The organism is Geodermatophilus sp. URMC 65, assembly GCF_053502545.1.
Window position 1 is genome coordinate 2791166 of the sequence record NZ_CP199954.1, and the last position, 13310, is coordinate 2804475.

8 protein-coding genes are annotated in these 13310 nt (G+C 75.9%); 3 read left to right on the forward strand and 5 right to left on the reverse strand.

Annotated features, from left to right (window positions below; translation table 11 throughout):
• Positions 1-127 precede the first annotated feature (127 nt).
• On the reverse strand, positions 128-1324 hold the full coding sequence (locus ACWIX7_RS13535; protein WP_448622049.1) for an ATP-binding protein: 1197 nt from the start codon (positions 1322-1324) through the stop codon (positions 128-130).
• A 44-nt stretch (positions 1325-1368) separates the two neighbouring features.
• On the reverse strand, positions 1369-1806 hold the full coding sequence (locus ACWIX7_RS13540) for a thiol-disulfide oxidoreductase DCC family protein (protein WP_448622050.1): 438 nt from the start codon (positions 1804-1806) through the stop codon (positions 1369-1371).
• 126 nt (positions 1807-1932) lie between these two features.
• Between ACWIX7_RS13540 and ACWIX7_RS13545 the strand changes: the two genes are divergently transcribed.
• The 3 genes from ACWIX7_RS13545 (at position 1933) to ACWIX7_RS13555 (ending at position 8107) form a co-directional block, all read left to right on the forward strand.
• Positions 1933-2301: a phage holin family protein gene (locus tag ACWIX7_RS13545; RefSeq protein ID WP_448622051.1), complete on the forward strand. Its 369-nt coding sequence runs from the start codon at positions 1933-1935 to the stop codon at positions 2299-2301.
• A gap of 84 nt (positions 2302-2385) precedes the next feature.
• Entirely contained in the window at positions 2386-7335 is a 4950-nt protein-coding gene (locus ACWIX7_RS13550; protein ID WP_448622052.1) for an NAD-glutamate dehydrogenase, read from the forward strand.
• Positions 7336-7447: 112 nt separating this feature from the next.
• Complete coding sequence (locus ACWIX7_RS13555) at positions 7448-8107, forward strand: maleylpyruvate isomerase family mycothiol-dependent enzyme (protein WP_448622053.1); 660 nt, start codon at positions 7448-7450, stop codon at positions 8105-8107.
• A 96-nt stretch (positions 8108-8203) separates the two neighbouring features.
• Here ACWIX7_RS13555 and ACWIX7_RS13560 read toward each other — a convergent pair whose 3' ends face one another.
• From ACWIX7_RS13560 to yaaA, 3 genes are all read right to left on the reverse strand, one after another.
• Entirely contained in the window at positions 8204-9607 is a 1404-nt protein-coding gene (locus ACWIX7_RS13560) for an amidase (RefSeq protein ID WP_448622054.1), read from the reverse strand.
• Positions 9608-9743: 136 nt separating this feature from the next.
• Positions 9744-12347 carry a SpoIIE family protein phosphatase gene (locus ACWIX7_RS13565; RefSeq protein WP_448622055.1) on the reverse strand — a complete coding sequence of 868 codons (2604 nt, stop codon included), beginning with the start codon at positions 12345-12347 and terminating at the stop codon, positions 9744-9746.
• A 162-nt stretch (positions 12348-12509) separates the two neighbouring features.
• The gene (gene yaaA, locus ACWIX7_RS13570) at positions 12510-13268 is read right to left on the reverse strand and encodes a peroxide stress protein YaaA (RefSeq protein ID WP_448622056.1); all 759 of its coding nucleotides are present in this window, start codon (positions 13266-13268) and stop codon (positions 12510-12512) included.
• Between the last annotated feature and the right edge of the window lie 42 nt (positions 13269-13310).

The window sequence follows — 13310 nt, forward strand, 5'->3', positions numbered from 1 at the left end:
CCATCGGCGGGCGGTCCTCGGGCGGCGGGACGCACCGTCCCGCCGTCCATGCTCGTCGCGCCGGTCCCGGGTGGACCAGGGCACTCGGTCCGTGCCGGGGTCGCGGAGGCAGGGACGGGGCCCTCCCCTAATCGGGGTGGCTGAGCAGGTAGCGGCCGAAGTGCGGGACGGTGAAGGCGATCTGGCCGCGCTCGGCGGAGAAGACCAGCCCCTTCTTGATCAGCGAGTCCCGCGCGGGGGAGAGGGACGCGGGCTTGCGGCCCAGCGACACCGCGACCTCCGAGGTGGACACCGCCGCCCCGGCCGGTCCGCCCAGCTCGGCCATCGCGTGCATGTACTCGCGCTCCGCCGGGGTGGCGCGGTCGTAGCGGGAGCCGAAGAAGCCCACCGCGAGCTCGGCCTCGGCGACGGGCGCGGCCATGGCGACGTCCGCGGCGGTGATGGGGGAGGCGGCGGCGACGTCCCAGGTGACCTTGCCGTAGGCCTGCACGAAGTACGGGTAGCCGTCGGCGGCCGCGTACAGCGCGTCGAGCGCCTCGGGCTCGAAGGTGACCTCCTCCCGCTCGGCCGGCGCGAGCAGCGCCCGGTCGGCCGCGGGGCGGTCCAGCCGGTCGATGCGCAGGTAGCGGAACAGCCGCTCGGAGTAGCTCTTGGACGCCGACAGCACCGCCGGCAGGTGGGGCAGCCCCGCGCCGACGACGATCAGCGGCGCGCCCTGCTGCGAGAGCTCGTGGCAGGCCGCGCAGATGGCCGAGACGTCGTCGCCCTGCACGTCCTGCATCTCGTCGATGAACAGCGCCACGCCCTTGCCGACGTCGGCGGCCAGCCCCGCGGCGTCGCTGAGCAGCTCGACCAGGTCGATCTCCATGTCGCCGGAGTCGGCCCGCCCGCTGGACGCCGGCACGTCGATGCCCGGCTGCCAGCGGTCGCGCACCTTGACCGTGCCTCCGTCCCCACCCACCCCGCGCAGCGCGAACGCCTTGAGCACCCCGAGGACGGCGTCCATCGACTCCTGGTCGGGGTGGCGCAGCTCGCGCAGCGCCATGTGCAGCGCCGAGGAGACCGGCCGGCGCAGCGACTGGTCCGGCCGCGCCTCGATCTTCCCCGTGCCCCAGCCGCGGCTGATCGCCGCCGAGCGCAGCTGGTTGAGCAGCACCGTCTTGCCCACCCCGCGCAGCCCGGTCAGCACCAGCGAGCGCTCCGGGCGGCCGTGCGCGATCCGCTCCAGGACGACGTCGAAGGCCGACAGCTCATGGTCCCGCCCGGCCAGCTCGGGCGGGCGCTGACCGGCGCCGGGGGCGTACGGGTTCCGCACGGGGTCCATGTCGGACACCGTATGCGCGCCTCTAGTCCGGCCCGTAGAAACGCCTAGATGGCGCGATCGTGTCGCTGCGAGGTCCGCGTGCCGTCACGCGCGGTGGGCACCCCGTCGGGCTGCGGCGGCGGGAGGGCGCAGGCCGCCGTTCCGCCGGGCAGCCGCATCCGGTTGGCCGCCACCACGCGGTAGACCCGGTCGGCCAGCACCCGGACCAGGGGCAGCTGCAGCAGCCGGCCCAGCAGCGCCCAGCCCGGGCCGGCCGCGCGCAGGGCGGCGGCCACCGCGCGCGCCCCGCCGACGACGTCCCCCGTGCGCGGCACCCACAGCACCTCCTGCTGCGCGCGCTCCGCGGTGGCGCCGACGGAGGCGAGGTCGGCGCCCTGCCACGGCATGACGGCGCAGTCGGCGGGCAGCACCCGCCGGGCGACGGCGGCCGAGCGGGTGCAGAACCCGCAGTCGCCGTCGAAGACCAGGGCCGGTCGCTGCACGGTCTCCCCCTCTCGTCCCGGGACGCGGTCGCGTGTCGTCGAGGCGGGTCCGGCCGTGGGTCCGGAGCGCCGCAGGACCGCCGGACACACAGGGTCCTCGCAGGTGCCGCCGCTAGCGTGAACGGGGTGTTGAGGTTCCTGGTCAAGGTCGTCCTCATGGCCGCCGTCTTCTACGGCGTCGCCTACCTGCTGAACGGCATCGAGGTGATCCCGAACCCGAACGGGCCGCTCGGCGAGCCCGGCACCTACCTGTGGATCGCGCTGCTCTTCGCGGTGGTCAACGCGGTCGTCGGGCCGGTCCTGCGGCTGCTGTCGTTCCCGTTCGTGCTGGTCACCCTCGGGTTGTTCCTGCTCGTCGTCAACGCGGCGCTGCTCGGCATCACCGCCGCGCTCAGCGACCGGCTGCAGGTCGACGGCTTCGGCACCGCGGTCGTCGGCGGCCTGCTGCTGGCCATCGGCGGCTGGGTCGCCGACCAGCTCACCGAGCGCCGCTGACCGTCCGTCGCCCGTCCCGTCCAGAGACTCGCCGCGAGTGTGCGAGCGGTGAGGAGACGGGGTCCTTCCACTAGCGTCGCCGTCATGGCCCGCACCACCGGCACGGTCCCGGCGATCCCGGTACCGGGCCCGGCGGACGACGGCACGCCCGTCGCCGCGACCGACCTCGCCGCCCTCGAGGCGGAACGCGACGAGAAGCGCCGCCGGCTGGAGCGGGCGGCCCGGGCGGCCGTGGGCGGCGCGCCGGGCCTGCCCGCCGGCTGCGACGCGGACGACGTCCCGGCCCTGCTGCGCCGCTACTACTGGAGCGAGCCGGCCGCGGAGGTGCTCGACCACGACCCGGCCGACCTCGCCGCCCTCGCACTGCGGCACCTGCGGCTGGCCGAGGTGCGTCCCGAGGGGTCGGCCACGGTCGACGTCCAGGAGCTGCCCGCCCGCGACGGCGCGGGGCCGCGCGCACTCGTGCTGGTCGTCACCGACGACATGCCCTACCTCGTCGACTCGGTGACCGCCGAGGTGGTCCGGCAGGGCTTCGGCCTCGAGCACGTCGTCCACCCGGTGCTGGTGGTCCGCCGCGACGTGACCGGCCGGATCCGCGCGTTCTGCGACAGCGCCGACCCCGACGTGTGCGGCGCCGACGCGCTCGCCGAGTCCTGGATGGCCGTCCTCCTCGACGGGCCGCTGGACGACGAGGCGGCCGGCGACCTGGTCGCCGGCCTGCGCACCGTGCTGGCCGACGTCCGGGCCGTGCACGAGGACGCCGCCCGGATGCGGACCCGCGCCCTCGAGCTCGCCGACCGGCTCGAGCGGACGGCCGTCCCCCAGGAGACCCCCGCCGACCCGGCCGACGACCCCGCCGAGGCAGCCGCGCTGCTGCGCTGGCTGACCGACGGCAACTTCGTCTTCCTGGGCGCGCGCGACGTCGACCTGGTCCGGACCGACGGCCGGACGACGGCCCACCCGGTCGCCGGCAGCGGGCTGGGCGTGCTGCGCAGCGACGCGGACATCGCCACCGCCCCCGGGTCCGCCCCCGGCACCACGCTGCTCGCGGTCACCAAGGCCGACGCCCGCTCCACCGTGCACCGCCGCACCTGGCTTGACCTCGTCACGATCACCCTCCCCGACCCGGACGGCGGCCCCGCCCGGCAGCACCGGCTTGTCGGGCTGTTCCCGACCGCGGCCGCCGCGCACTCGGTCCGCGACGTGCCGCTGGTGCGCCGCCGGGTGGCCGGGGTGGTCGAGCGCTCCGGCGTCCCCGCTGACAGCCACACCGGCAAGGAGCTGCTCGACGTCCTGGAGACCTACCCGCGCGACGAGCTCTTCCAGGTCGGCACCGACGAGCTGCTGCCGGTCGCGCTGGCCGTGCTGCACCTGCAGGAGCGCCGGCAGACCCGGCTGTTCCTGCGCCGCGACCCCGGCGACCGGTTCTGGTCGGCGATCGTCTACCTGCCCCGCGACCGCTACACGACCGAGGTCCGGCTGGCGGTGCAGCAGCTGCTGCTCGAGCGCCTCGGCGGCTCCAGCATCGCGTACACCGCCCGGGTCACCGAGTCGGTGCTCGCCCGGCTGCACTTCGTCATCCGCCCGCCGGTGACGCGGGGCGGACAGCCCACGCTGCCCGAGGTCGACGTCCCCGCGCTGCAGGACGCGCTGACCGCCGTCGTCCGCAGCTGGACCGACGAACTGGCCGACGCGCTCGCCGCCCGCTACGGCGCGGACGCCGAGCGCCGGCTGGCGCGGGTCGCCGACGCCTTCCCCGCCGCCTACCAGGAGGACTTCCCGGCCACGACCGCCGTCGAGGACCTCGAGCGGCTCGACGGGCTGGCCGAGGGCGAGCTCGGGCTGGTGCTGCGGCGCCCGGCAGGGGCGTCGGCGACCGAGCCGCGGCTGGCGGTCTACCGGGTGGGCCAGCGGCTGCTGCTCTCCGACGTGCTGCCGATGCTGCAGCACCTGGGCGTGGACGTCGTCGACGAGCGGCCCTACGAGATCGACCGGATCGGCGCCCCGCTGGCCTGGATCTACGACTTCGGGCTGACCGCGCCGGTCGGCGACCTGCCCTTCCCCGGCTCGCTGCCCGAGCGCTTCACCGAGGCGCTGTCGGCGGTGTGGCGCGGCGACGCCGAGGACGACGGCCTGGGCGCGCTGGTGCTGCTGGCCGGGCTGAACTGGCGGCAGGTGACCGTCGTCCGCGCGTACGTGCAGTGGCTGCGGCAGGCCGGCCTGCCCTTCGGCCAGCAGTACGTGGAGACGACGCTGGCCGCCCACCCCGATGTCGTCGCCCGGCTGGTGGCGCTGTTCGAGACCCGCTTCTCCCCGGGCCGGGACGGCGGGCGGGCGGCGCGCACCGACGAGCTGGTCCGGTCCCTGCGCGAGGCGATCGGCCGCGTGGAGTCGCTGGACGCCGACCGGGTGCTCACCGCGCTGCTCGCCGCCGTCCTGGCCACCCAGCGGACGACGTACTACGCGATGTCCGGCCCCCAGCCCACCCTGCTGGCGCTGAAGCTGCACCCGGCCGAGGTGCCCGACGTGCCCGAGCCGCGGCCGGCCCGCGAGGTGTGGGTGAGCTCGCCGCGGGTGATGGGCGTGCACCTGCGCTTCGGCGCGGTCGCGCGGGGCGGGCTGCGCTGGTCCGACCGGCACGAGGACCTGCGCACCGAGGTGCTCGGCCTGGTCAAGGCGCAGATGGTGAAGAACACCGTCATCGTGCCGACCGGCGCCAAGGGCGGGTTCGTCGTCCGCAACCCCCCGCCGGAGAGCGCCGGCCGCGACGCGTGGCTCGCCGAGGGGCAGGCCTGCTACCGGTCGTTCATCGGCGCGCTGCTGTCCCTGACCGACAATCTCGTGGACGGGAAGGTCGTCCCGCCCGAGCGGGTGGTCCGCCACGACGGCGACGACACCTACCTCGTCGTCGCCGCCGACAAGGGGACGGCGACCTTCTCCGACTTGGCCAACGCGGTGGCGCTGGAGCGCGGCTTCTGGCTGGGCGACGCCTTCGCCTCGGGCGGCTCGGTCGGCTACGACCACAAGGCCATGGGCATCACCGCCCGCGGCGCCTGGGAGTCGGTGACCCGGCACTTCCGCGAGCTGGACCTGGACGTGCAGAGCCAGGACTTCACCGTGGTCGGCGTCGGCGACATGTCCGGCGACGTCTTCGGCAACGGCATGCTGCTGTCCGAGCACATCCGGCTGGTCGCCGCCTTCGACCACCGGCACGTCTTCGTCGACCCCACGCCGGACGCCGCCACGTCGTTCGCCGAGCGCAAGCGGCTGTTCGAGCTGCCGCGCTCCTCGTGGACCGACTACGACCCCGCGCTGATCAGCCCCGGCGGCGGCGTGTGGCCCCGGACGGCGAAGGCGGTACCGGTCAGCGAGCCGATGCGCACCGCGCTCGGCCTGGCCGACGACGTCGACACGCTGTCCCCGGTCGAGCTCATCCGCGCCGTGCTGCTGGCGCCGGTCGACCTGCTGTTCAACGGCGGCATCGGCACCTACGTCAAGGCCTCCACCGAGAGCGCGCTGGACGTGGGGGACAAGGCCAACGACGCCGTCCGGGTCGACGGTCGTGACCTGCGGGTGCGCGTGGTGGGGGAGGGCGGCAACCTCGGCCTGACCCAGCGCGGCCGGGTGGAGTACGCACTGGGCGGCGGCCGGGTGAACACCGACGCCATCGACAACTCCGCCGGTGTGGACACCTCCGACCACGAGGTCAACATCAAGATCGCGCTGGACCGGGTGGTGGAGGCCGGCGAGCTCGGCGCCGAGGGCCGCGCGGCGCTGCTCGGCGAGATGACCGACGAGGTCGCCGCCGCCGTCCTGACCGACAACCACGCGCAGAACGCGACCCTCGCCGTCGAGGTGACCTCCGCGCGCAGCCTGCTCGACGCGCACGCCCGGTTCCTGCGGGCACTGGAGCGCTCCGGCCGGCTGGTGCGCAGCGTCGAGTTCCTCCCCGACGACCGGCAGCTGGCCGAGCGCCGGCGCGACGGGCAGGCGCTGACCGGCCCGGAGCTCTCGGTGCTGCTGGCCTACGCCAAGCTCGAGACCGGGGACGCGGTCCTCGCCTCGGACCTGCCCGACGACCCGGCGCTGGAGGAGCTGCTCGTCGGCTACTTCCCGGCCGAGCTGCGCCGCCGCTTCCCCGCGGCGGTCTCCGGGCACCCGCTGCGCCGGGAGATCGTGGCGACCGCGCTGACCAACCGCGCGGTCAACGTGGCCGGGGTGACCGGGCTGTTCCGGCTGTCCGAGGAGACCGGGGTCCCGCTGGCCGGGGTGGTGCGGGCGCACGCGGTCGCGCGGGCGGTGTTCGAGGTGGACCGGCTGTGGGACGCCGTCCGCCCGCTGGACAACCGGGTGCCCGCGACCACCCAGGTGGAGCTGCGCACCGAGGCGACCCGGCTGGCCGAGCGGGCGACGCGCTGGCTGCTGCGGCTGCCGGAGCTCACCGCGGCCGAGGCCACCCCGCTGGGCGACCTGACCGACCGCTTCGCCGCCCCGGTGGCCGCGGTGCGCGCCGGGCTGCCGTCGTGGCTGCTGGGCGCCGAGGCGGCCGCCTTCGCCGAGCGGACCGACCGGCTGCGGCGGACCGGGGTGCCCGAGCCGCTGGCCGCGGAGGTGGCCGCGGCGCCCCTGCTGCCGGCCGCGCTGGACCTGGCGGTCGTCGCCGAGCGCACCGGCGCCCCGATGGGGCTGGCCGGGCAGGTGCACCAGGAGGTGGCCGAGCGGCTGGCGCTGGTGCCGCTGCGCGAGCTGGTCGTCGCGCTGCCCCGCGACCGCCGCTGGCCGGCGATGGCCCGCGCCTCGCTGCGCGACGACCTGGCCGCCGAGCAGGCCGCGCTCACCGCCGAGGTGCTCGGCGGACGCTCGGCCGACGCCGAGGACGCCGGCGAGCTGGTGGCGCGCTGGGTCGAGGGCTGGGACGGCTCCCAGCAGCGGGCGGCCGCGCAGCTGGTCGACATCGCCGCGGGGGACCGCCAGGAGCTGGCCGAGCTGCTGGTCGCCGTCCGGACCCTGCGCGGCCTGCACCGCCGGAGCTGAGGGGAGGACCCTCCTGCCCCCCACCCCCCGCTGTCGCTCGGGGCGGGCCCCTGCAGGAGGGCCAGCTCCGCCGGGACCGATGAGTTCGCGAGTCGGCGGCGGTCGGACCAGCGTGACGGACGGATGGCAGGCGGTGGCGGCGGAGCGCGCGGCGCTGGTGGCGGACCTGGAGTGGCTCGGCGTCGGCGCCTGGCGGACACCGTCGCTGTGCGACGGGCTCAGCGTGGAGGAGGTCGTCGCCCACCTGACCGCGGGGGCGAGCTCGGGTCAGATCCGGTGGCTCACCGGCCTCGCGCGGTGCCGCTTCGACGTCGACCGGATGGTGGACATGCGCCTGCGCGAGCAGCTGGGCAACTCCCCGGACGAGACGCTGGCGCGCTTCCGCAGCGTCGTCGCCAGCAGGACGGCCCCGACGCGCGGGCACGTCGACGGGTGGCTCGGGGAGGTCGTCGTGCACGGTGAGGACGTGCGTCGTCCCCTCGGGATCCGGCACGCGTACTCCCCCGACGCCCTGGACCGGGTGGCGCGGTTCTACGCCGCGCGCGACTTCACGGTCCCGTCGAAGCGGCGGACGGCGGGGCTGCGGCTCGAGGCCTCCGACGGGCCGTTCGCCGTGGGGGAGGGGCCGCTGGTGCGGGGGCGCACCGTCGACCTGGTGCTCGCCATGGCCGGCCGGCCCGTCGCACTCGAGCACCTCGAGGGGCCGGGGCTGCCGACGTTCGCGGCTCGGGTGGCCGCGCCGTCGGGTCGAGCGCCGTCTACGGCTGTCTAGCGCCTGACCGAGAGAGCCACAGACACCGGTCGAGCGGGCGCGGTCGAGGCTCGTCTACGGCTCTCTGGCGTCAGTGCCAGAGAGCCGTAGACGGCGTCAGAGGGGCGGACGGCGCTCGCCGAAGCGGGTCGCCTGCTCGAAGGCGTGCCCCACCTCCAGCACCCGCCGGTCGGCCCGCGGCGGCGCGACGACCTGCAGGCCCACGGGCAGGCCGTCCGGGGTGAACCCGCCGGGCACCGAGAGCGCGGGGCAGCCGGTCGGCGTGATGAGCGTGCAGGAGCGCATCCAGGCGAGGTAGTCCTCCAGCGGCTCCCCGTCGATCTCGGTCGGGTACTCCAGCTCCACCGGGAAGGGCAGCACCTGCGTCGTCGGCGCCAGCAGGACGTCGTATCGGTCGAAGAACCCGACCACGCGTTCGTAGAGGGCCGTGTGGGCGATCTCGGCGCGGGCGACGTCGGCGCCGGTCAGCTTCGCGCCCTGGGCGGCGTTCCAGCGGATCGACTCCTTGAGCCGGTCCGGGTGCTGCCGGGCCAGGTCGCTGAACGTCGCGTCGAACACCCAGGCCCGCAGCGTGCCGAAGACGTCGTCGGCGCCGGAGAGATCGGGGCAGTCGGCCTCCACGGTGGCGCCCAGCTCCTCGAACACCGCCACGCTCCGCGACAGCACCCCGGTGATCGCCGGGTCCACGCGCACCCGGCCACCCAGGTCCGGCGCCCAGGCCACCCGCAGCCCGTCGAGGCGCTCGGGCAGCGGCGCGGCGAACGAGGTGCCGGGGTCGTCGAGGGAGATCGGCACGCGGCGGTCGGGCCCGGTCATCGCCGAGAGCACCAGCGCGACGTCGGCCACGGTCCGCCCCATCGGTCCATCCACGGACAGCTGCGACCAGCCCATCGCCGCCGGCCAGGTCGGCACCCGGCCCGGCGTGGGCCGCAGCCCGACGACGTTGCAGAACGCCGCCGGGTTGCGCAGCGACCCGCCGAAGTCGCTGCCCTCGGCGACCGGCACGAACCCCGCGGCCAGCGCCGCGGCCGCACCGCCGCTCGAGCCGCCGGCCGACAGCCCGTGCCGGTACGGGTTGTGGGTGACGCCGAACAGCGGGTTGAACGTGTGCGAGCCGGCGGTGAACTCCGGCACGTTCGTCTTGCCGACGCGCACCGTCCCGGCCGCGCGCAGCCGGGCGACCACCAGCTCGTCCTCCGTCGGCACGGTGTCGGCGAGCGGGGAGCCCCAGGTGGTGCGCATGCCAGCCGTGGCGTGGTTGTCCTTGTGCGCCACCGGCAGCCCGTGCAGCGGGCCGACGTCCTCGCCGGCGGCCAGCGCGGCGTCGGCGGCGTCGGCAGCGGCCCGGGCGCCCTCGGCGTCCAGCGTGACCACCGCGTTGACCCGGCCGTCGAGCTCGTCGATGCGCGCCAGGCAGGCGTCGGTCAGCTCACGCGCGGACAGCTGCCGGGAGCGGATCAGCGCGGCCAGCTCGGTCGCCGGCCGGAGGCACAGGTCCATCACACCGTCGTCCTACCGGACGACACCGCGATCACGTGCCGTTCCCCTGCTGCACGGAGCCCTCCCCGGCCCTCGTCGCGGAGGCCTCCGGCCCCCACTCCTCCAGCCGCCCCGCAGGGCGGCTCACCACTGGAGGCTAGAAGGTCGGCTCGGGTGGGACGACGTCCGGGACGTCGTTGGGGCCGGCCTCCACCGGGCGCGGGTGGTCCTGGCGGTGCAGGCGGACGGCGACCAGCGCTACGTCGTCCTCGGGCCGGCCGTCGACCAGCCGCTCGAGCACCTCGTCGAGCAGCTGCTGCAGCGGCAGGCGGGCGACGTCGACCAGCGCCTCGCGCAGCCGCACCAGCCCGGCATCGAGGTCGGCGTCGCGCCGCTCGACGAGGCCGTCGGTGAACAGCAGCACGGTGGACCCGCGGTCGAGGGTCACCACCGACTCCTGGCGCTCGACCTCGGCGTCCACGCCCAGCAGCAGGTCGCCCTTCCAGGCGGCCAGCTCGGCCACGCTGCCGTCGGGGTTGATGACCAGCGGCGGCAGGTGCCCGGCGTTCGCCCAGCGCATGCGGGTGAGGCCGCGCCGGCGCTCGTCGTCGGTCTGCTCGAAGCGGGCCACCGTGGCCGTCGCCAGCACGTGGGTCTGCAGCACCGCCATCGAGGCATCGAGCCCGCGCAGCACCTCCACCGGCGGCGCGTCGCTGTAGGTGGCGATGCCGCGCAGCAGCCCGCGCAGGTGGCCCATGGCCGCGGCCGCCTCGGTGTCGTGGCCGACGACGTCGCCGATGACCAGCATCGTCGCCCCGCTGGGCTGCAGGAACGCGTCGTACCAGTCGCCGCCGACCCGCGCGGCCTCGACGGCCGGCAGGTAGCGGACGGCGATCTCGGCGTGGTCGGGCTCGGGTGGCTCGGTGAGCAGGCTGCGCTGCAGCCCCTCGGCCAGCTGCTGCTGCTGCGCGTAGAGCCGGGTGTTGTCGAGGGCCAGGCCGGCGCGGTCGGCCACGTCCTGGGCGGTGGCCTGGTCCTCCCGCGACAACGTCTCGCCCGGGCCGAAGTAGAGGGTCAGCACGCCGAGGGTCCGCCCTCGTCCGCGCAGCGGCAGGCACACCGCCGAGCCCGGCGCCAGGGCGGTGAGCAGGTCGCGCGCCTCGCCGTCGGTCAGCAGCTCCCGCACCTCCCCGGCGTCCGCGCGCACGGTCTCGCCCGCCAGGAGGGCGCGGGCCACCGGTGAGGTGGCCGGCATGGCGTCGAGCCGGACGGCGGCGTAGCGCTCGAGCAGGGCCCGGGCGGCGGGCTCGGTGTGCCACCAGCCGACGTCCCGCGGCCGCCCGTCGCTGTCGACGACCGTGACGATGCACCACTGCGCGAGGCCCGGGACGACCAGGCGGGGCAGCCGGCTGGTGGCGGCCTGCGCGTCCAGGGTGCCGGCCAGCTCGGCGCTGACCTGGGCGAGCAGGGCCAGCCGCCTCGCGGAACGCTCGGCGTGGTCGCGCGCCCGCCTCCGCTCGGTCACCTCGACGAAGTAGACCGACAGGCCCTCGGGGCTGGGCCAGGCGCGCACCTCGTACCAGCCGTCGAGCGGCGCGGGGTAGTGCGCGTCGAAGCTGACCGGCTCCCCGGTCCGCACCGCGCCGCGGTAGCCCTCCTCGAAGACGCTGTTCACCGTCCCGGGGAACGACGTCCAGATGACCTCGCCGAGCAGCTCCTCGCGGCCGCGTCCGAGCAGCCGCTCGGCCTCGGCGTTGACGTGCGTGAAGCGCCACTCGTGGTCCAGCGAGTAGAAGCCTGCCGGCATGGCCTCCAGGACCCGGGTGACGCGGACATCGCCGGTGCGGTCCTCGGTGGTGTCGTAGGCCGCGCCCAGCACCCGGACGGCGGTCTCGTCCGGTCCGCCCAGCGCGCGGCCGCGGGCCTGCACCCAGCGGGTCTCGCCGTCCGGGCGCACGACCCGGTACTCCGCCTCGAAGTCGCCGCAGCCGTCGATGCAGGCGCGCAGCGCCTCGCTGACGCGGGGCAGGTCGTCGGGGTGCACCCGCCGGTTGAAGGCGGTGATCGAGCCGTCGAAGTCCGCCGGGGTGTAGCCGAACACCGCCATCAGCGGGTCGTCCCACACCAGCTCACCGGTGCGCAGGTCCCAGTCGAAGGTGCCGACACGACCGGCGTCCATCGCCAGCCGCCAGCGCAGGTGCTGGCGCTCGTACTCGCCGGTCAGCGCCGTGTACTCCAGCTCGGTCACCACCGAGGCGGCGAGCTGGCGCAGCGTGGCGGCGTCGGCCTCGGACCACTCCCGCGGCCCCGGGTCGAACACGCACAGCGTCCCGACGACGTGCCCCTCGCTGTCGGTCAGCGGGGCGCCGAGGTAGGCGATGACCAGCCCGCCGGTCACCGTGGGCAGGTGGGCGACCCGCTCGTCGGCCCGCGCGTCGGGGATGACCAGGACGTCGGCGCCGGTCGCGGCCAGGGCGCACGGGGTGTCGGGGAGCCCGGTCTCGCGGACCGCGCTGCCCGGGGGCAGTCCGGCGACGCCGGCGACGGACTGAACGTCGTCCAGCAGCGAGATCTGACCGGCCCGCGCGCCGAGCAGGCGTGCGGCCAGCTCGACCAGCCGGTCGAGGGCGGGGGAGCCGGCCTGCGCGACCCGGAGCCGGCGGGCGGCGCGCAGGCGGGCAGGGTCGCCGAGCAGCGCCTCCGCCGCCAGTTCGACGTCGGACGCGCGCGCAGCACTGTGCTGCCACGGGGATCGCTCCACCCGTACCTCTCCACTGTCGACGGCCGGTGCCGGGGTGCTCGGAGCCCGCCGGCGGCCACGGCTGTTCGAGCTGCGCGGGATCCCCGCAGTTATGTCACGCTCCTTCGGTTGGGTGCAACGATCCTGACGCAGATCACGCTCCCGACGACGGTCAGTGCCCGCTCAGCGCCTCGCCGGGTCCGCCGGGACGACGAGGGTCAGCGCCGTCCCCCCGGCGTGTTCCACGTGGAACCCGGCGCGCCGCAGCAGGATCCGCAGCCGGACGACGTCCGCCGGCTCACCGGTCGTGGTGGCGAGCAGCCGGGCGACGCGGCCCTTGTGCGCCTTGTTGGAGTGGCTGACCACCGTTCGGGTGCCGTCCGGGCGCTCGCTGAGGACCTCGAGGGTCACCGCGCCGGGCACCGGGGCCAGCGCGGCGTAGGCGCCGCTGCGCAGGTCGACCACCAGCTCGTCGACGCCGGCGAGCACCGGGCCCAGCGCCGGTCGCCAGAAGGTGCGCAGCGTCGGCAGGCCGGGCAGTGCCGAGCCGGCCGAGAGCCGGTAGGCGGGGATGCGGTCGGTGCCGCGGACCACCCCGAACAGCGCCGACCCGATCGCCAGCCGCCGGTCGGCCCGGGCGCGCTGGGCGCGGGCCAGCGAGCGCACGTCGAGGGCGTCGTAGAGGACACCGGTGTAGCGCTCCAGGGCGGGCATCGTCGGGGCACCGATCAGCTCGGCGTTGCGGGCCAGCTCGTCGTCCTGCTTCGCGGACAGGCCCAGCGCGGCCCGCGCGACCGGCCGGTCGGCGGCGAGCTCGACCAGCGCCTTCACCAGTTCGGCGCGGACGTCGGTCAGCTCGGGCCAGGACAGCGCGGCGAGGTCCAGCGGGGCGCCGTCCCCACCTGGGGCCTTGGTCTCGGACGGGGGCAGCAGGACGAGCACGGGCTGTCACGCTACGTCGTAACAGGCCGAGTGTCGGATCCA

What these genes read in the sequence shown, in the direction of transcription:
- ACWIX7_RS13535 (WP_448622049.1), bottom strand. Translation starts at nt 1,324, where the DNA reads ATGGACCCCGTGCGGAACCCGTACGCCCCCGGCGCCGGTCAGCGCCCG.
- ACWIX7_RS13560 (WP_448622054.1), bottom strand. Translation starts at nt 9,607, where the DNA reads ATGGACCTGTGCCTCCGGCCGGCGACCGAGCTGGCCGCGCTGATCCGC.
- ACWIX7_RS13550 (WP_448622052.1), top strand. Translation starts at nt 2,386, where the DNA reads ATGGCCCGCACCACCGGCACGGTCCCGGCGATCCCGGTACCGGGCCCG.